14 protein-coding genes are annotated in these 18,570 nt (G+C 62.0%); 7 read left to right on the forward strand and 7 right to left on the reverse strand.

Annotated features, from left to right (window positions below; all coding sequences use genetic code 11):
• Positions 1 to 70: 70 nt before the first annotated feature.
• The 3 genes from VG566_RS19660 to VG566_RS19670 all read right to left on the reverse strand — a co-directional run bounded on the left by VG566_RS19660 (position 71) and on the right by VG566_RS19670 (position 2,440).
• On the reverse strand, positions 71 to 820 hold the full coding sequence (locus tag VG566_RS19660; protein ID WP_241884828.1) for a lysine transporter LysE: 750 nt from the start codon (positions 818 to 820) through the stop codon (positions 71 to 73).
• Between the two features lie 94 nt (positions 821 to 914).
• A complete protein-coding gene (locus VG566_RS19665) occupies positions 915 to 1,550 on the reverse strand; it encodes a LysE family translocator (RefSeq protein WP_164110260.1) in 636 nt (211 codons plus the stop codon).
• Positions 1,551 to 1,624: 74 nt separating this feature from the next.
• Positions 1,625 to 2,440 carry a helix-turn-helix domain-containing protein gene (locus VG566_RS19670; protein ID WP_075076764.1) on the reverse strand — a complete coding sequence of 272 codons (816 nt, stop codon included), beginning with the start codon at positions 2,438 to 2,440 and terminating at the stop codon, positions 1,625 to 1,627.
• An 88-nt stretch (positions 2,441 to 2,528) separates the two neighbouring features.
• Between VG566_RS19670 and moeB the strand changes: the two genes are divergently transcribed.
• The 6 genes from moeB to guaA all read left to right on the forward strand — a co-directional run bounded on the left by moeB (position 2,529) and on the right by guaA (position 10,846).
• Positions 2,529 to 3,665: a molybdopterin-synthase adenylyltransferase MoeB gene (moeB, locus tag VG566_RS19675; protein WP_164110258.1), complete on the forward strand. Its 1,137-nt coding sequence runs from the start codon at positions 2,529 to 2,531 to the stop codon at positions 3,663 to 3,665.
• A gap of 349 nt (positions 3,666 to 4,014) precedes the next feature.
• The gene (locus VG566_RS19680; protein ID WP_241884827.1) at positions 4,015 to 5,847 is read left to right on the forward strand and encodes a monovalent cation:proton antiporter-2 (CPA2) family protein; all 1,833 of its coding nucleotides are present in this window, start codon (positions 4,015 to 4,017) and stop codon (positions 5,845 to 5,847) included.
• Positions 5,848 to 6,024: 177 nt separating this feature from the next.
• Positions 6,025 to 6,903 (forward strand): bifunctional methylenetetrahydrofolate dehydrogenase/methenyltetrahydrofolate cyclohydrolase FolD, encoded by an 879-nt coding sequence (gene folD / locus VG566_RS19685; RefSeq protein WP_069117134.1) that lies wholly within the window; start codon positions 6,025 to 6,027, stop codon positions 6,901 to 6,903.
• Positions 6,904 to 7,239: 336 nt separating this feature from the next.
• A complete protein-coding gene (gene guaB / locus VG566_RS19690) occupies positions 7,240 to 8,697 on the forward strand; it encodes an IMP dehydrogenase (protein ID WP_005416248.1) in 1,458 nt (485 codons plus the stop codon).
• A gap of 107 nt (positions 8,698 to 8,804) precedes the next feature.
• Positions 8,805 to 9,284, forward strand: a complete 480-nt coding sequence (locus tag VG566_RS19695) for a hypothetical protein (RefSeq protein ID WP_423172654.1) — start codon at positions 8,805 to 8,807, stop codon at positions 9,282 to 9,284.
• Positions 9,281 to 10,846, forward strand: a complete 1,566-nt coding sequence (gene guaA, locus VG566_RS19700) for a glutamine-hydrolyzing GMP synthase (RefSeq protein WP_005413109.1) — start codon at positions 9,281 to 9,283, stop codon at positions 10,844 to 10,846. The genes VG566_RS19695 and guaA overlap by 4 nt, the downstream gene beginning before the upstream one ends.
• Before the next feature lie 109 nt (positions 10,847 to 10,955).
• Here the strand turns inward: guaA and VG566_RS19705 are convergent, their stop codons facing one another.
• Both VG566_RS19705 and VG566_RS19710 read right to left on the reverse strand, forming a co-directional pair.
• Entirely contained in the window at positions 10,956 to 12,071 is a 1,116-nt protein-coding gene (locus tag VG566_RS19705; RefSeq protein WP_241884825.1) for a hypothetical protein, read from the reverse strand.
• Positions 12,072 to 12,792: 721 nt separating this feature from the next.
• Positions 12,793 to 14,811, reverse strand: a complete 2,019-nt coding sequence (locus VG566_RS19710; protein WP_241884824.1) for an ATP-binding protein — start codon at positions 14,809 to 14,811, stop codon at positions 12,793 to 12,795.
• A gap of 465 nt (positions 14,812 to 15,276) precedes the next feature.
• On the opposite strand from VG566_RS19710, the gene VG566_RS19715 reads away from it, so the two are divergent.
• Entirely contained in the window at positions 15,277 to 16,536 is a 1,260-nt protein-coding gene (locus VG566_RS19715) for a hypothetical protein (protein WP_189719597.1), read from the forward strand.
• A gap of 159 nt (positions 16,537 to 16,695) precedes the next feature.
• Here VG566_RS19715 and VG566_RS19720 read toward each other — a convergent pair whose 3' ends face one another.
• The gene (locus tag VG566_RS19720; RefSeq protein WP_241884823.1) at positions 16,696 to 17,052 is read right to left on the reverse strand and encodes a hypothetical protein; all 357 of its coding nucleotides are present in this window, start codon (positions 17,050 to 17,052) and stop codon (positions 16,696 to 16,698) included.
• Between the two features lie 549 nt (positions 17,053 to 17,601).
• On the reverse strand, positions 17,602 to 18,519 hold the full coding sequence (locus VG566_RS19725; RefSeq protein ID WP_241884822.1) for a LysR family transcriptional regulator: 918 nt from the start codon (positions 18,517 to 18,519) through the stop codon (positions 17,602 to 17,604).
• Positions 18,520 to 18,570 lie beyond the last annotated feature (51 nt).

An 18,570-nucleotide genomic window follows, 5' to 3' on the forward strand; every position in this document is an offset into this window, starting at 1 on the left:
GATGATGCCTGGCGTGTTCACGAGGTTGCCGGCCAGCGACCGACGCTACCCCCACGTCTACAGATCTCAATCATGGCGAACTGTTGCGACGAGCGCGGCAGTGCGGGAACGCACATGGGACGCTCCGCGGTGCGGCCATCATCGATTCCGGCAGCTGCGCGCGGCCCGTGAGGCTTGCCCAGACCAGGGTCGTACCCAGTGCACTCGCCAGGTACGCCACCGACACCGCGCCGATCAGCAAGCCCGCGGCATGCTCCAGCCACGGAAGCAATCGGCAACACCCCTGTGCCCAGCGCGGATGGCTGCCAAGCCACGCCATCAGCAGGCCGAGCGACAGCGCGACGCCGCTCAGGCAGGCCACGTAAGCGGCCTTGGTACCCATGTCGGCAACGAGGCCGCTGACCAGGGCTGCAATCGCGAACTGCAGCATCCAGTTGCTGCTGCTGGCGAGCGCCAGCAGGCACCCAGCTTCGGCGTGCGGCCAACGGGAGCGGGCGCTCAGGCCCCAGGGCATCTGCAGGGAAAGCGGAGAGAAGCTGGTCAGGCCGGCGTCGCGCAGGCACATGCCCGCCAGGCGCAGCAGCAGGAGGCAGCCCGCGCACTGCATCGCCAGCGTCCACAGGCCGCGGTTTCTCAGCATGTCCGCCGCAACGAAGGCCGTGGCGCAGATGACGCCGGTACCGATGGCGATACCGAATGATGCGGCCATGGCGGCGTGCCCGCCCGCGCCCATCGCGGTGCGCAGGATCTTCGCGTGATTCGACGCAGGCAGGAGCATGGCGAAGCCGTACAGCACCGCGACGATGAAGAACTGCTGCACGTAAACCTGCCACTGACCTACAGAAAGTGCAGAGTGTGGGCGGGTGTGAATGCGCGGTATTGAACGCCATTGCGACAGGCGCGAATCGCCGGCATCAGCCCACCCACAGCGACACGACGATCCATAACGCCAGTGCAATCATCAGGAGCCCTGCGGCCCGCTCCAGCCAGGGCAGGGCACGTGCGAACCGACCCAGCACCCATGAGTGGCCGACCAGCGCGGCTACCAGCAGATCCCATAGCAGGACGATGCCGAACATCCATGCGCCATAGAAGAATTTTGTTGCGGCATTGGCCTGCGGACCGTTGAGCATTGCCGCCAACGTTGCGTAGAACAGCGCATTCTTCGGGTTCAGCAGCGCAGACAGGGCGCCCAGTCCTGCCGCCTTCCACCATCCGTGGGCACCACCCGCTCGCGATTCGTCCGCAGCTTCAGATGCCTGCAACGTCGTCGAACCCGCATGGCGCAGGAACAGCGTGCCGAGGTACAGCAGGAACCCGCAGCCCGCCAACTGCACCGCAATGAACCCTGCGCTGCCTGCGCGAAGCATGGCCGTTCCGGTAAAAGCGGCCACGATGAAGACGCCATTGCCGAGGGCGATGCCTGCGCAGGCGCCACTGGCGGTGCGCCAGCCCGAGGTGATCGCGGTGCGTGCAACGAGGAAGAAGTCGGGGCCGGGCGAGAGCAGGGCGAGAAAATGTACGGTGGCGATGACCAGGAACTGTTCCATCGGGTCCGGCGGCGGCTGGCTGGGGCGCCAGTCTGGGGATGCGCCGCGCGATGGTATTGAACGTTATTGCAGGCTCAGCGCCGGTACTGGCCCGGGGTAGCACCAGCGTGGGCCTTGAAGACCCGCTGGAAATGGCTCTGATCGGCAAAGCCCAGCGCATGTGCGACCACGGCCAGCGCCTGCCCTTCGCACAGCCGCCGGCGGGCCTCCTGGATGCGCTGGTCGATCTGCCAGGCGTGTGGCGTCAGGCCCGTGGCACGTCGGAAGGCACGGATCAGCTGGTAGCGGCTCATGCCTGCCAGCGATGCCAGCTCCTGCAGGGCCGGGGTGTGTTCGAGCCGCTGGCGCAGAACGTCCATCACCGGCTGCAAGCGCTGCTGTAACGCGGCATCTTCAACCGGGCCGGCGACGGCTATACCATCGTGTTCATCCAGATCGCCGACGAACGCGATCAGGGCCGCTTCCTTGACGCTGACCGGATCGTCGGAGAAGAGCGTCTCGTTGAGCTGGCAGTACTGCTGGTAGCGCGGGCGGTGGTTGGAAATCCGGATCGGCTCCTGCTGCCAGTCGGGTTCGGGCAGGTCGTCATACTCGGCGCGAACCTCGGCCATCCAACGCGGGTCCAGATGTAGCATCTGGTAGCTCCAGACCTGGCCGGGCAGGGGGTTGCAGGCGTGCACGCGGCCTGCGGGTACGCCGACCAGGTTGCCGGGCTGCAGCAGGCGCGGCCCTTCCGCGGCGCCGGTGAACAGGCTGCTGCCGGCGTCGACGGCGCCTATCGAGAAGGTGTCATGGCTGTGCGGGCGATGGCAGGCGCGGCTGTCGCACGCCCGTCGGCTTTCGACGAAGGGCATGCGCGGGTCACGCCAGAATTCGGTGGCAGAGCGCATGCAGAGGTTCCGGGATGCAGGGGCAACGCCCGCATGGTGCCATGTTCGGGGCAGGGCGCGTCGAGGGTGTCTGCGCGATAATGCGGCCATGAGCATCCAAGAGCTTTCCCCCGCGCAGGCACGCGAGCGCCTGGCCCATGGCGCGGTGCTGATCGATGTGCGCGAGGCGCACGAACGGGCCGGCGGCATGGCCGAGGGCGCGCGCGGCGTGGCCAAGGGCGAGCTGCAGGCCGACCCGGCCGCGCATCTGCCAAAGCACGACCAGGAAATCCTGTTGATCTGCCAGAGTGGCAAGCGCTCGGCCGATGCCGCGCAGTTCCTGCGGGAGACCGGCTACACCCACGTCGCTTCCGTGACCGGCGGTACCGTGGCCTGGCGCGAGCAGTCGCTGCCGCTGGTGCAGCCGCTGGCCAGCGCCGCCGACCGCGACTTCTACGACCGTTATTCGCGGCACCTGCTGTTGCAACAGGTAGGCGAGGCCGGCCAGCGCCGGTTGCAGCAGTCGCGCGTGCTGGTGCTGGGCGCAGGCGGGCTGGGTGCCCCGGCCGGCTTCTACCTGGCCGCCGCGGGGGTAGGGCGCCTGCGCTTCGCCGACCACGACCGTGTGGAGCGCAGCAACCTGCACCGGCAGATCGTGCATACCGAAGCCAGCGTGGGCCAGCTCAAGGTCGATTCGGCGCGCGAGCGGCTGCTGGCGCTGAACCCGTCGATCGACGTCGAGGCGGTGCCTGAGCGGGTCACTTCCGAGAACGTGGATGCGCTGCTGGCCGGGGTGGATGTGGTGCTGGATGGTTCGGACAACTTCCCGCTGCGCTACCTGCTCAACGACGCCTGCATCAAGCACGCCACGCCGCTGGTCTACGCCGCCATCGAGCGCTTCGACGGCCAGGTAAGCGTGTTTGACGCCGGCCGCCAGCGCGGCGTGGCGCCGTGCTACCGCTGCCTGTTCCCCGAGCCGCCGCCGCCGGAGTTCGCGCCGAACTGTTCCGAGGCCGGTGTGCTGGGCGTGCTGCCCGGCTTGGCGGGCGTGCTGCAGGCCACCGAGGTGCTGAAGCTGCTGCTGGGCATCGGTGAGCCGCTGGTCGGCCGCCTGCTGCGCTTCGACGCGCTGGGCATGCGCTTCCGTGAGACCGGCATCCGGCCGGACCCGCATTGCCCGGTGTGTGCGCCGGGCGTGCCGTTCCCGGGGTATATCGATTACGCCGCGTTCTGCCGGGGTGGGTGAGGCTGGCCGGGGATTCATCCACGCATGGCGTGGATCTACCGGGGCGCGGCGGCTGTGCGTCATCCACGCATGGTGTGGATCTACTGTAGAGCCGAGCCCATGCTCGGCTGCTTCTGGCCTCGGCACGAAGAGCAGCCGAGCGTGGGCTCGGCTCTACAGGTTGTGGTTTCGGATTGTGCCAACCAAGGTTGGCACCCACCGACGCACATGCATGGTTTCGGGATGATGCTGGGGGTCGCTCCCTGCATCGTTCCACTTCCAAGACAATCCGGCGCAACATGCGTGCTATTGCCGTCATCGGCATTGCTCTATTGTTGAACGCGATTCTGGATCTTGGGGAACACACCGCATGGCGGTAGAAGCAGCGACCAGCGAGCTGGTCAAGGTCGTCGCCCTGCTGGGCGCGGCGGTGGTGATGGTGCCTTTGTTCCGCCGGGCCGGCCTGGGCTCGGTGCTGGGCTACTTCGCCGCTGGCCTGGCGATCGGACCGTTCGGGCTGGGCTGGTTCTCCGACCCGCAGGCCATCCTGCATACCGCCGAGCTTGGCGTGGTGATGTTCCTGTTCGTGATCGGCCTGGAAATGCGGCCCTCCCACCTGTGGAGCCTGCGCAAGGAGATCTTTGGGCTGGGCACGCTGCAGATCGTCACCTGTGCGCTGGTGCTGACCAGCATCGCCAAGCTGTTCGGCCTGCCGTGGCAGGTGGCCTTCATCGGCGCCACCGGCTTTGTGCTGACCTCCACCGCGGTGGTGATGCAGTTGCTGGCCGAGCGCGGCGACATCGCACTGCCGTCGGGGCAGAAGATCGTTTCGATCCTGCTGTTCGAAGACCTGCTGATCGTGCCGTTGCTGGCGCTGGTGGCCTGGATGGGCCCGAGCGCGGGCAGTGCAGACGGCGAGGGCTCGCGCTGGCTGTCGGTGGCGATCGGCGTGGGTGCCATCCTCGGCCTGGTGCTGGTCGGCCGCTTCCTGCTCAATCCGCTGTTCCGCGTGCTGGCCGAATCGAAGGCGCGCGAGGTGATGACCGCTGCCGCGCTGCTGGTGGTGCTGGGCGCGGCGCTGCTGATGCAGCTGTCCGGCCTGTCGATGGCGATGGGCGCGTTCCTCGCGGGCGTGCTTCTGAGCGAGTCGACCTTCCGCCACCAGATCGAAGCGGACATCGAGCCATTCCGCGGCATCCTGCTCGGCCTGTTCTTCCTCAGCGTGGGCATGGCGCTGGACCTGGGCGTGGTGGCTGGCAACTGGCAGCTGATCCTCGGCTTGGTGCTGGCGCTGATGGTGGCCAAGGCGCTGTGCATCTACGTGGTGGCGCGCATCATGGGCAGCGACCACGCGCAGGCGCTGGATCGCGGCGTGCTGATGGCGCAGGGCGGCGAGTTCGCCTTCGTGCTGTTCTCCGCTGCCGCCTCAGCCGGCGTGATCAACCTGGAGATCAATGCCAACTTCACCGCCGTGGTGGTGTTGTCGATGGCGCTGACCCCGCTGGTGGTGCTGGTCTACAAGCGCATCGCGCCGAAGCCGACGGTGAACATGGACGGCGTGGACGAGGCCGAGGGCCTGTCCGGCAGTGTGCTGCTGATCGGCTTCGGCCGCTTCGGCCAGGTCGCCAGCCAGTCGCTGCTGGCGCGCGACGTGGACGTGACCATCATCGACAACGACGTGGAGATGATCCAGAGCGCTGCGCGTTTCGGTTTCAAGATCTACTACGGCGACGGTACGCGACTGGACGTGCTGCATGCCTCGGGCGCGGCGACCGCGCGTGCGATTGCGGTGTGCGTGGACAAGGCCGAGGCCGCCGACCGCATCGTCGAACTGGTGGCGCACGAGTTCCCGCAGGCCAAGCTCATGGTGCGCTCGTTCGACCGCGAGCATTCGCTGCGGCTGATCCATGCCGGCGTCGATTTCCAGATCCGCGAGACGTTTGAATCGGCCGTGCTGTTCGGCCAGGCCGCGCTGGTGGAACTGGGTGCGGATGAAGACGACGCGGTGGAGATTGCCGAGCAGATCCGTCGCCGCGATGCCGAGCGTTTCGAGCTGGAGATTGCCGGTGGTGGTTTGAATGCCGGCGCCAAGATGGTGTTCGGCAACTCCGGCCAGGGCGTGCCGACGCCGACGCCGTTCACCGCGCCGAAGCGGGCGAGCAAGACGTTGAACCCGCAGGACGTGCCGGAAGAGGAAGAATAACGTTTGCGGATCGGATCGCTTTCCAGCGGAAAGGGCTCTGACCCGCTACGTCGTGCTGGGGTCAGAGCCCTTTGCCTGTGGCAAAGGGATCCGACCCCGTCAGGACCCCATCCTGCGGTGGGCGAGGGGGCCTGAATCAGGGACAATAGCGTCCCCGCCGCCCCACGCCTGCTCCCGATGACCGATTCCGCCCCCCAGCACCCTGCCCGCATCCTTGATGGCCGCCGCATCGCCGAGGACCTGCTCGACAGCCTGAAGGTGCGCGTCGACGCCCGCGTGGCGGCCGGTGGCAGCCGCCCGGGCCTGGCCGTGGTGCTGGTCGGTGGCGACCCGGCCTCGACCGTATACGTGCGCAACAAGCGCCGTGCCGCCGAGAAGGTCGGCATCGAGGCACACGACTACGATCTGCCGGCCGGTACCACCGAGGCCGAGCTGCTCGAGCTGATCGACCAGCTCAACGCCGATCCGAAGATCAACGGCATCCTGATCCAGCTGCCGCTGCCGGGCATCCCCGATGCGCGCCGGCTGATCCAGCGCATCGACCCGCGCAAGGACGTGGACGGCTTCCACCCGGAAAACGTCGGCCACCTGGCCCTGCGCGAGTTCGGCCTGCGCCCGTGCACCCCGCGCGGCATCACCACGCTGCTGGGCCACACCGACCAGCCGGTGCGCGGCCGCAATGCCACCATCGTGGGCGTGAGCAACCATGTCGGCCGCCCGATGGGCCTGGAGCTGCTGATCGCCGGCTGCACCGTGACCAGCTGCCACAAGTTCACCCCCAAGGACGTGCTGGAACAGGCCGTGCGCAACGCCGACATCCTGGTGGTGGCGGTGGGCCGCCCGGGCATCGTGCCGGGTGAGTGGGTGAAGCCGGGCGCGGTGGTGATCGACGTCGGCATCAACCGGTTGGACGACGGCCGGCTGGTGGGCGACGTCGGGTTTGAGGCGGCTGCCCAGCGGGCGAGCTGGATCACCCCGGTGCCGGGTGGCGTGGGCCCGATGACCGTGGCCACGCTGATGCAGAACACCCTGGAAGCGGCGGAAGCGCTGAGCTGACCTGCGATTGGGGACATCTGCTGTTGGTGGGTGCCGACCGTTGGTCGGCACAATGCCGGGCAGGCCGATGACCCGCTCCTGGTAGGTGCCAACCTTGGTTGGCACACATCCATCAGGGCCATCGGCCCATCTGGGGTGCCGGTGCCGGACGGATCGTGCCAACCAAGGTTGGCACCTACCAAAGGCGGTTCCGTGGGGGTTCCCAAGCGGCGCGTGGCCCCGGTCCGTCGCCCTGAACCGATCGCCGCCGGCGCGACACTGCGTCGCATCTACCCCCTGCCACGCGGCGCGAAAACAGGGTAAAATGTCGCGCTTCCCCACATCTCGGGTATGCCGATGCTGCGCATCCAGGCTGAAGCACTCACTTACGACGACGTCTCGCTCGTCCCCGCCCACTCGACCATCCTGCCCAAGGACGTCAACCTCGAAACGCGGTTGACCCGAGACCTGAAGCTGAAGCTTCCGATCCTGTCCGCCGCGATGGACACCGTCACCGAAGCCCGCCTGGCCATCGCCATGGCCCAGCTCGGCGGCATGGGCATCATCCACAAGAATCTCAGCCTGGAACAGCAGGCCGCGGAAGTGGCCAAGGTCAAGAAGTTCGAGGCCGGTGTCATCCGCGACCCGATCACCGTCGGCCCGGAAACCACCATCCGCGACGTGCTGGCCCTGACCCAGGCGCACAACATCTCCGGCGTGCCGGTGGTGGGCAGCGACGGCCAGCTGGCCGGCATCGTGACCCACCGCGACATGCGCTTCGAGACCGAGCTGGACGACCCGGTCCGCCACATCATGACCAAGAAGGATCGCCTGATCACGGTCAAGGAAGGCGCCGCGTCTGATGAAGTGCTGCAGCTGCTGCACCGCAACCGCATCGAAAAGGTGCTGGTGGTCAATGATTCGTTCGAACTGCGTGGCCTGATCACCGTCAAGGACATCCAGAAGAACACCGACTTCCCGAACGCTGCCAAGGATCTGTCGACCCGCCTGCTGGTCGGCGCTGCCGTCGGCGTGGGTGGCGATACCGATCGCCGCGTGGAAGCGCTGGTCGCCGCCGGCGTGGACGTGATCGTGGTCGATACCGCGCACGGCCACTCGCAGGGCGTGCTGGACCGCGTCAGCTGGGTCAAGAAGAACTTCCCGAACGTGCAGGTCATCGGTGGCAACATCTGCACCGGCGAAGCCGCACTGGCGCTGCTGGACAGCGGCGCGGACGCCGTCAAGGTCGGCATCGGCCCGGGCTCGATCTGCACCACCCGCGTGGTTGCCGGCGTCGGCGTGCCGCAGGTCACCGCGATTGATCTGGTGGCCGAAGCGCTGCAGGACCGCATCCCGCTGATCGCCGACGGTGGCATCCGCTACTCCGGCGACATCGGCAAGGCGCTGGCCGCCGGTGCCTCGACCATCATGGTCGGCGGCCTGCTGGCCGGTACGGAGGAATCGCCGGGCGAGACCGAGCTGTACCAGGGCCGTTCGTACAAGAGCTACCGCGGCATGGGTTCGCTGGCTGCCATGGAGAAGGGGTCGAAGGACCGCTACTTCCAGGACGCCGCCACCGCCGACAAGCTGGTGCCGGAAGGCATCGAAGGCCGCGTGCCGTACCGCGGCCCGGTGGGCGGCATCATCCACCAGCTGATGGGCGGCCTGCGCGCCACCATGGGCTACGTGGGCTGCGCCACCATCGAAGACATGCGCAGCAAGCCCAAGTTCGTGAAGATCAGCGGCGCCGGCCAGCGTGAGAGCCACGTCCACGACGTGACCATCACCAAAGAGCCGCCGAACTACCGCGCCTGATGCGCTTGCGAACTGCTCTTGCGATTACGGGCAGCCTGCTGATGGCAGGCTGTTCGTTGTCCGAACCGCCGCCGCGCTCCGGGTCTCCGGGCGCGGCGGTTTCGCAATTGCAGGACGTGCAGGCGTGCCAGAACGCGTTTTCGCTGCCAAAGGGTTGGCAGGTGCAGGCCGCTGGCGAGCAGCGCTGGCTGCTGAAGGGCACCGGCGAGCGCCCGCTGCAGGTCACGCTGCAGTGCATTACCGAGCTGTGGACTGGCCCGGAAGATCCGGTGACCGATTCGGTGCTGGGGCCGCTGGAGCCGAAGCGGATGAGTGCCGCGATGGCCGATTGGGGTACTGCGAAAGCATCTGGCTATCCGATGCGCGCCTTTCAACGGCGCATCGTGCCGGGCACCGAAGTGCAGGAAATCGCTGAGCTGCCGCGCGCTGACCGCTCCAACCCCAACGCACCGCACGGCCTGCTGATGCTGCGCTGGGACGAGGAAGACACCTCACATATTCAACAACGCGAGGCGTTCATCGCCACGCTGACGCAGAGCCTTGAAGCGCCAGGCGCTGCGAAAAACACCACTGGAACGGCACCATGACCAACATCCATAACGACAAGATCCTCATCCTCGATTTCGGCGCGCAGTACACGCAGCTGATCGCCCGCCGCATCCGCGAGCTGGGCGTCTACTGCGAAATCTGGGCGTGGGACCACAACCCGGCCGAGATCGCCGCGTTCGGCGCCAAGGGCATCATCCTGTCCGGTGGCCCGGAATCGACCACGTTGCCGGGCGCGCCCGCCGCGCCGCAGGAAGTGTTCGACAGCGGTCTGCCGATCTTCGGCATCTGCTACGGCATGCAGACCCTGGCTGCCCAGCTGGGCGGTGCCACCGAAGCCGCTGACCAGCGCGAGTTCGGCCATGCCGAAGTGAACGTGATCAACCCCGATGCACTGTTCAAGGGCCTGAGCGACCACGGCGGCGAGCCGAAGCTGAACGTCTGGATGAGCCATGGCGACCACGTCTCCGTTGCACCGCCGGGCTTCACCATCACCGCCACCACCGACCGCATTCCGGTGGCCGCCATGGCCAACGAAGAAAAGCGCTGGTACGGCGTGCAGTTCCACCCGGAAGTGACCCACACCCTGCAGGGCCAGGCGCTGCTGCGCCGCTTCGTGGTGGATGTGTGCGGCTGCCAGACCCTGTGGACCGCCGCCAACATCATCGACGACCAGATCGCCCGCGTGCGCGAACAGGTGGGCGATGACGAAGTGATCCTGGGCCTGTCCGGCGGCGTCGATTCGTCCGTGGTGGCCGCGCTGCTGCACAAAGCCATCGGCGAGAAGCTGACCTGCGTGTTCGTGGATACCGGCCTGCTGCGCTGGCAGGAAGGCGACCAGGTGATGGCGATGTTCGCCGAGCACATGGGCGTGAAGGTCGTGCGCGTGAATGCCGCCGACCGTTACTTCGCCGCGCTGGAAGGCGTGAGCGACCCGGAAGCCAAGCGCAAGATCATCGGCAACCTGTTCGTTGAGATCTTCGACGAAGAGTCGAACAAGCTGAAGAACGCCAAGTGGCTGGCGCAAGGCACCATCTACCCGGACGTGATCGAGTCGGCCGGCAGCAAGACCGGCAAGGCGCACGTGATCAAGAGCCACCACAACGTGGGTGGCTTGCCGGAGCACATGAAGCTGGGCCTGGTGGAGCCGCTGCGCGAGCTGTTCAAGGACGAAGTGCGCCGCCTCGGCGTCGAGCTCGGCCTGCCGCGCACCATGGTCTACCGCCATCCGTTCCCGGGCCCGGGCCTGGGCGTGCGTATTCTGGGCGAAGTGAAGCGCGAATACGCCGAACTGCTGGCCAAGGCCGATGCCATCTTCATTGATGAGCTGCGCAAGGCGGATCTGTACGACAAGACCAGCCAGGCGTTTGCCGTGTTCCTGCCGGTGAAGTCGGTGGGCGTGGTGGGTGATGCGCGCGCTTATGAGTGGGTGATTGCGCTGCGGGCCGTGGAGACCATTGACTTCATGACCGCGCATTGGGCGCATCTGCCGTATGAGTTTCTGGGGACGGTGAGCAACCGGATCATCAATGAGTTGCGGGGGGTGTCGAGGGTTGTCTATGACATCTCGGGGAAGCCGCCGGCTACTATTGAGTGGGAATGAGTTGAAAGAACGAGGGCGCCGAGAGGCGCCCTTGTTCTAGTCGGTATTTCTGAGTCGCTGCATCCCTTCAGGCAAATTACTTGTCGCAGAGTGGTCGAAGCTTCAATATTTACTCAGATTTCTCTGAAGGAGGAGGGACGGACGTCTTCTTCGCTTTGCTTGACCGCGGCTTCTTTTCCTTGGCTTCCTTGGCTTCCTTGGCTGGAGGAGGTGTCATCGAGAACGTTCTCAGTTCAACCTTGGCTTCTGCTGCGTATTCGTTGAGTGGGCTAAAAATGGGCGACTTTTCTATGCGTGCATCAAATAGACATGTCATAGAAAAATCACTTTCTGGGGCAATGTACCCCTTTGCTTGGTCAATTCCTTTCTCTGCCCATGCAATATTCTCTTTCTCGTTAAGGTTCGGTTTCAGGATCTTAAGTTCGATCGTGCTTAGCGTAATCCCATTACTGGACGGGCGGGTCATTTGAATGTCGACACGCCCTCCTGGATTGCTGATTTCCTCTTGTACTATGACGTTTGCATTCTGATACCAGGCCTTAAGGTGCGTGAGAAGCGTAGTTTGCACTTGAAGTTCAGGCTTCTCCGTCAGTCTTGGGCGTCCTGCTGAATCATGCCTCCACATCAAACGCGCGGTATATGCCCTGTGTGTACTAGTGTGTGCATGCTGATATCGAATAAGTTGCTCATCCACCGATTTCAAACTGATTTCATTGGTAGTGCCGCTAACAGGAACCGCTGTGGGGTTGTTGATCCAGTCATCAATCGGCTCGCCTGCGTTGTGAACTAGAATAATTCCCTTGGTCATGAGCAGAATTACGAATGTCTGATCGCTCGCAATTTTCTCTTGAGCAAATTCGATTAAATCGTCACTCGAGGAATGCTCTACAGGGATGCGGCAAACCGTATGAAGTGACTGATTGGAACAAAATATTCCGGACTCTATTGAGTACGTACTTTTGTAAGATTGCTTCAGCTTTATTCCGTCGAATTCCTTGATTCCCGTCGTAACTTTTGGGTCTAGCGCGTAGATAATTAGTGTGGCTTGATCAGGCGCTATGGCGCCACTTTCTATTCTACCCTTGCTGCATTTCTGCCACTGCGCAAAGTAGTCGATGCAGTATTGGATGAAGCGGGAAGACTCACTTGGTCCCGAAATGCTCGGCGTCAACGTTCGCGCATTTTCGAGCTCAAGGGAAGAAAAAGTGTGTGGAATGCTACTCATGCAGCCCTCCGGCGGAGCAAATACTGATATGCCGTGAGAACGTCTCTCCTATTTCGTATGCGCCCGTCCGCAACGGCAGCCTCAATGTCCCTGAGTCCGATGAGCGTAAGTGGCATATCATCCGGCCCTAAGGTTGTGCGCAGAATTAATTCGTTCCTCGCACTGGCTTGACGATAGCTAAGATCAAGGCTTAGCACGTCATCTATTTTCCTCTGGGCTGCGGCGTGCGCGGCTTCGGCTTCGCCAAAATTCATGACGGGAGCTTGCGAGTCTGAGGTGTCCTTGGTGACCGCCAGCATCATGCTTGTGCATAGGTCCAAGAGAAATCGGTATATTCTCTCTCCATAGCCCGTTTCGCGTAGCTTGCTGGCAACTTCAAGTCCCATAATTGAAGGAGATAGTTCGCCGTCAAAGAGTAGTCCGCTCTTGTGATCTAGTGGGTGGTAATTGGAAATAACAACGAGTCCGCTTAGGGCTAGCTGGCCTACTGCAATATGTGCAGCCCGATAGTATGGGCCATGCAGAGTTCGCTGGGCCCTCTGGCGCAGAGGGGGTATCCCATAAAACAGCGATGATGCGAATGACTGAAATAGCAGGGCGTGTAATCTCTCTCTATCGATTTTTTGCACCCCGGCAGCTCGTGCAGTGACAATGAGAAAAAGCACCCATCGGGCGAACTGCAGTCGCTCAAAATCTGATTTTCGTGGCCCTGTTGCCGGCTTCACTGGATGTACTCCTGGATCTCATTGAGAAGAAGATCGGAAGCCTCCGGAACATCAAGTACCTTGGCTCGAGCAGTAAGCTCCATAAGATTAACTAGATGTCCTGCATCCGGTGGGCGAGTAGAGAGAATCGACCAGTCCTTTGCCAATATTCCAAGTAATGCGGGGATCATCTTGGTTCCGTTCAGGTTCGAAGTTGCGATAAGGCGCCTGCTGGCAGATTCCTGATGGGTTGTGAAGCTGCGCATAAGATCTGCTGCTCGCCGCATAAAGTAGCTGTCAAGGCTGGCCTCGGGTGTTTCAACGACTAGAGTGATGCTGGCTTTTGCTGCAAGAAGGTCAATCATGGCCATGCGAAAGGCAAGGTCAAGAAATTCCTTCTGGGATTCCGAGACGCTATCGGCGCTGGATCGAGCCTCGGGTTGCTTGAAGGTACTGGACGTCATTTTTACAGTGAACGTCGGAATATTCACAGCCTTGGCGCCAGTTGCGGGACGAAATGGAGATTGGCGTGATATATCAACGTTCACTTCCTCCATTAAGAATGCCTCCGCGTAGCGAGTAAAGGAGCGTCGCAGATCTTCGGTTAGGCTGGCCATCTTTGTCTGCCCTTCGGTAATCGCTTCGCGATATTCCTCGACGAGCTGGTTGCGCTGGAGTTCCAGCTCCAGGAGTGCCTTCTTCTCTGCCTCGATGATGCCATTTTCGGTGCCCGCCAGAGATCCGTCTGCTGGGAGGTGGTGGCGTAGTTCCTCGAGTTGTTGTTGAGTTGTGCGCCTCAGAGAACTGGCTTCTTGAAGCTCTAACCCAGCCGCTTTGAGATCAGCTTCTGCAGCGTCACGCCGGAGCTTTGCGTTGTTCAGCTCTGTGTGGGCGGCTTCAACCTCACTCTCCACTGCGCGAACATTATCCGCCGAAAGAGGCTTGAGCTTTATTTGATCGGCGGAAAGAGAGGAGTGGCAGACAAAGCAATTTCCTTGTAACAGCTCCTTTCCTATTGCGCGGGCTGATTTGCTATTTCTATTTCCACAGACAAAGCAGCCTTGGCCGCCCCCAATCCCTTGCATGAGGAACTTTAGCTTGTCATCTAGATTCGGAAGTGCATGGGCAATAAAGTGTGAGTCTGCGGCAATAAAGTTGGCTTCGGCATCAGTTAGGGACACCTCGGCTCGCGAGATCGCGTCGTAAGCGTCAAAGGCGCGTTGCCTCTGTACCTGATAGATCTCGCCTGCGTTGTCATAAGCTGCATCCGCCCGCTCAAAGGCTGCCTGTGCCTCGGCGACCATCTTTAGCAAGGTTTCAACTGGGATGTCCTGATCACTTTCTGGCTTCGGATTTCTCTCGATCCGTTTATTCAATTGATGTCGTCGATTTCTGTAACTGGTATCGACCCGCTGGATGCGAGCAAATGTCGTATTCAGTCTATCCTGTAATTCCCTATCGAAGTAAAGAATCTTGAAGAACTCAAATTGAGTTCCTGGTGACCAGAGGATGGGAAGGCGCTCTTCGGCGAAGAACTGAAGGTACCGAACAAGAATGTGAAAGTCATAGGCTGAACTCACCCCTGCCCATTTGGCCAACTCTTCGATGAAAGCTTGCTCTTCGGGGATGCGCTGTTTTCGACCATTGACTGTAATCGCAAGTAGGCTCATGTCACGTAGCGAGCGACTTACACTTAGGTTGCGATCACCTAATCGGAAGGTTAAGGTTGCCTTTGCATTTGCCTGAAGTGCTTGGGGAACGCGTGCACTGAAGAAATCACGCTTGACCGGCATCGTAAGCACGCGCCTGCTAACTCGTCCCAACTCTCGATCCGCCTTCACGGGATCTGTGGGGCCAATGATCATCCGCAGCAGGAGGTTGAGTAAAGTCGTCTTGCCGATCCCATTGATGCCTGCAAGAACGGTCACTCCGTCTCTAAATTCTAGCTCGAGTCCTTGACCTTCCTTGCCTGGATAGAGTGGATAGTTCTTAACTGTCAGGCTATCCAAAATGGGTAGATAGATCGCTCGACTCATGGTGCCTCCCTGGAACGCCCATCTATGGGCGGATTTCTAGTTCTGTCGCCTGTGCACCTCAGTGAGGTGACAGCGTTGACGGTATTGCTCGCTACTTCTGTGGCGCCTGCTATGCTTCCTGCCATGATCAATCGGACCACTCGGTTGTGGTCGTATGCTCATACTTACATATCGGCAGTTGTTAGAAGAAGCTTTACGCTCCGGCCATGCGCAAGGCTCCTCTAGATGGCCTGTCTGTGCACAAAAATCAGAAACAGTGGCGCACCTAGCAGCTCGTGCTAGCACTCCGAGAGTGCTCGTGATCGCGCCCAGATTAGTTCGCGGTTGAGAGACTCTGCGCGCTGGTTTACCAGTGTCGGAATCACCGGTGCTATCTCGAGCTGGGTACCATATGCTTGACAAGTGCCCGGATCTTACTATCATCGCGATCCGTATTGCGCAAGTAGCGAGCAGGGGAGCACAGGGATGCAACTTGCCTTCGAGCGTTGGACTCAGGGCAGAACGGTTTCGACCCTGGGTACAAATTCGGGCTCGGAGCCGCTGCCGTTTCAACAGTGGCGCAATTTCAAGGAAGCATTTGCTCCGGAGCTGGTCGCACGTGCGGTGGCTGAGAGTGGTCGAAGGGTGAGACGATGCATTGATCCTTTCGGAGGATCTGGCACCACTGCTTTGACTTGCCAGTTCTTGGGAGTTGAGCCGGTGACCATTGAGGTCAATCCTTACTTGGCTGATTTGATCGAGGCAAAGCTTACGCCGCATGATCCGGGAGCACTTCTTCGTGACTTTCGTAGGCTCAAAAGGCTGGTGCGACAGCCCCGTCAGTACGATCTGTCTCATCTGCCTCCCACCTTCGTTGAGCCGGGTGTAGGGGGGCGCTGGATCTTCACAGCTGAAGTCGCACAGCGAATTGAATGCTACCGCAGCGCCATTTGCCGGTTGGACTCACGCGCCTCGCAGCTTTTCTTCAGGGCGCTTCTGGGCGGAGTTATCGTTGGAGTTAGCAACGTTCTGGTGAGCGGCAAGGGGAGGCGATATCGTCAGAACTGGATGTCACGGCAGGCTGTGGCGTCGGACGTGGATGATGCCGTGCTTGCACACATTGAAAAGGCGCTTATCGAAGTGACGACGCATGCGATTCGTCCCGCGAGAGCTTACACGCTTCTTCGTGGGGACTCGCGCGTGCGTCTGCCTGAGGTTCCTCGAGCAGATTTGGCTGTCTTCTCGCCACCATATCCAAATTCGTTCGACTATACGGATGTTTATAATGTTGAGCTTTGGATGCTCGGCTACCTTTCAGATGCAAAATCAAATAGAGCCCTTCGCCAATCTACTCTGACCTCTCACGTTCAGGTGTCGCGCGTATATTCCCAAAAGCCCAGTGGTTCGGCAAAGCTGGATTTGGTGTCGGAGCGATTGCATTCTGAAACTTCCAGGCTATGGAATAGGAATATACCTTCGATGGTAGACGCCTATTTTTATGATATGAAGAAAATTCTTCATGAGCTGCATGGAAAGCTCTACGCCAACGGAGAAGTTTGGGCTGTGGTAGGTGATAGCCTGTATAACGGTGTTCATGTCCCTGTTGCGGAGGTTCTAGAGGAACTTGGTGCGGGAGTAGGTTATACGTCCGTGGTGAAAGAGGCATTTCGCTCGATGCGATCTTCGGCGCAGCAGGGTTGGCGCGCTGAACTCAGTGAAACGCTTCTGGTTCTTAGGAAGAAGTGACTTTTTCGTTGGGCTTGAAAGTTGGCCATCTGGTAGGTTGTTGTTTGTCTTCTTGCTGCCTTTTTACTTCTCCTCGGCGTTTACTGAGAGTAATTCTTGCGCAAGAGCGTGTCGCAATGATTTGGCCAAACCCCCCATCTCTAGCACAATATTGAAGGGTCACTCCGGCCTTACCTCGTGACAAGCCCACTCAACCAGTCCCCGGCACGCCAAAAACAGCCCATCAACAACCCCCTCATCCAGGTGCCGCTCCGGCTCCGCCGCTACCCGGCAGCGGTCCGCCGAGTGCAGTACCTCCAGCACCGTCAGCGCTCCCACCAACGCTCGCTCGGTCCTGGCCAGGCTCACGCGGCGGCCGGGTGACACGTCGGTTTCTGGCCAAGGGTGGCCATCAGCCCCCTCGCAGCCGCGCATGCGCTTGAGGATGCCGAGCAGGGAGTTCAGGTCGGGCAGGGGAGTGTCGTCGTTGATGGGCTCAACAACGGTGTACGAAGAGAAGGTGTCGGATTCGTTCATGGCGTCGGCTTCCGAAGCTGTGCTTAACAGCGCCACCGTGAAGAGGTGGCGGACGATGCGTGGCTGCAAACCGGAAGAAGCGATGTCATAAGCCGGTGGGCCCGAAAGCCCCCACGCACCGCCCGCCAGAAAGGCCGACGGATTGCCCGCCGGCACCGGTTAAGGACGGTGCCGACGGGCAAGCGCAAACTACAGACATCGCTTTCTTCGGGTTTGCAGACCCGAGCCACCCGTTTTCGGTGGCGCGCCATGGTGTTTACGCAGCCGCTCCGAATGCCAATAGAAATTCGCGAAGGAATCGTTGAATCCGAGAGCGAAGAACTATTGTTGCACGCACCATTCGTGCAGCACGCGACGCCAGTAGACGCATTCGCGCAACTGCCCTGTCAATTGCGGATCAAAGTGGCGCAATCGCCCATGCCACAAGCGAATAGCGCGACAGCCTTCTTTGCAACAGTTCTTAGTCTGCCTCGCCAAGCGATGGGGTGCGATCAGCCGCGCACCTCCAAGATCGGTTCAAACCCGACACCATCAGTAACCCTCTTAGCTTCAACCAACGCCAGCCTCAGCCGCATTCCCCACCAGCAACTCAATCATCGCCCGCGCCGCCGCCGACTGCCGTCGATGCGGCGCATAGATCACTGAGAACGGCCTTGATCGCCCCCGCAGCTGCGGCAGCACCTCAACCAGCTCCCCACGCAGCAACCGCTCGCGCACGATGAACGCATAGCTCTGGCAGATGCCGATGCCCTGTTCGGCCAGCGACACCACGCCCAGCACATCGTCGGAGGTCTCGATGGACGAACGCGGCAGCCAGTCCACGTCGCGCCCACCATCGCGGAAGATCCACGGCGCCAACCGCCCGGTGCGCGGCATCACGAAGGGCAGGCACAAGTGCTGCTGCAGGTCCTCCAGCGTCTGCGGCGTACCACAGCGCTGCAGGTACTCCGGCGAAGCCACCAGCACCAAAGGCGCATCCTCCAGCTTCCGCCCCACCAGCCCGCTGTCCGGCAGCTGGCCCAGGCGGATGGCCAGGTCGAAGCCTTCGGCCACCAGGTCCACGTTGCGGTTGGTGATGTTCAGCTCCACCTGCACCTGCGGGTACTGCTGCGCAAAGCGCGCCAGCACGGGCGGCAGCCGGTAGTGGCCATAGGTGGTGGGCACGCTCAGGCGCACGCGACCGGCCAGCGCGCCGTCCTGGCCCTGTACGTCGCGCTCGGCGTCGTCCAGCAGGCCGAAGGCGGTGCGCACCTGTTCCCGATAGAGTCGCCCGGCGTCGGTCAGGCCCACGCGGCGGGTGGTCCGCTGCAGCAGCTGCCGGCCCAGCCGCGCTTCCAGGCGGGTGACCGCGCGGCTCAGCACCGAGGGCGTGGTGGACAGCGCCACCGCGCCGGCCGTGAACGAGCCGTGCTCGACCACCGCCAGGAACACCTCCACGTCGCCCAGGTAGTCGAACTTGCGGCTCATTTGGCCCTCCGGGGAACAGATGTTTTGCGATGCGGCCAATTTATCGCCGCC

The organism is Stenotrophomonas sp. CASM114 (assembly GCF_049384325.1).
GTDB classification, from domain to species: domain Bacteria; phylum Pseudomonadota; class Gammaproteobacteria; order Xanthomonadales; family Xanthomonadaceae; genus Stenotrophomonas; species Stenotrophomonas muris.

Coding starts and splice junctions, on each gene's coding strand:
- VG566_RS19665 (WP_164110260.1), bottom strand. CDS start 1,550: ATGGAACAGTTCCTGGTCATCGCCACCGTACATTTTCTCGCCCTGCTC.
- VG566_RS19670 (WP_075076764.1), bottom strand. CDS start 2,440: ATGCGCTCTGCCACCGAATTCTGGCGTGACCCGCGCATGCCCTTCGTC.
- moeB (WP_164110258.1), top strand. CDS start 2,529: ATGAGCATCCAAGAGCTTTCCCCCGCGCAGGCACGCGAGCGCCTGGCC.
- VG566_RS19680 (WP_241884827.1), top strand. CDS start 4,015: ATGGCGGTAGAAGCAGCGACCAGCGAGCTGGTCAAGGTCGTCGCCCTG.
- folD (WP_069117134.1), top strand. CDS start 6,025: ATGACCGATTCCGCCCCCCAGCACCCTGCCCGCATCCTTGATGGCCGC.
- guaB (WP_005416248.1), top strand. CDS start 7,240: ATGCTGCGCATCCAGGCTGAAGCACTCACTTACGACGACGTCTCGCTC.
- guaA (WP_005413109.1), top strand. CDS start 9,281: ATGACCAACATCCATAACGACAAGATCCTCATCCTCGATTTCGGCGCG.
- VG566_RS19705 (WP_241884825.1), bottom strand. CDS start 12,071: ATGAGTAGCATTCCACACACTTTTTCTTCCCTTGAGCTCGAAAATGCG.
- VG566_RS19710 (WP_241884824.1), bottom strand. CDS start 14,811: ATGAGTCGAGCGATCTATCTACCCATTTTGGATAGCCTGACAGTTAAG.
- VG566_RS19715 (WP_189719597.1), top strand. CDS start 15,277: ATGCAACTTGCCTTCGAGCGTTGGACTCAGGGCAGAACGGTTTCGACC.
- VG566_RS19720 (WP_241884823.1), bottom strand. CDS start 17,052: ATGAACGAATCCGACACCTTCTCTTCGTACACCGTTGTTGAGCCCATC.
- VG566_RS19725 (WP_241884822.1), bottom strand. CDS start 18,519: ATGAGCCGCAAGTTCGACTACCTGGGCGACGTGGAGGTGTTCCTGGCG.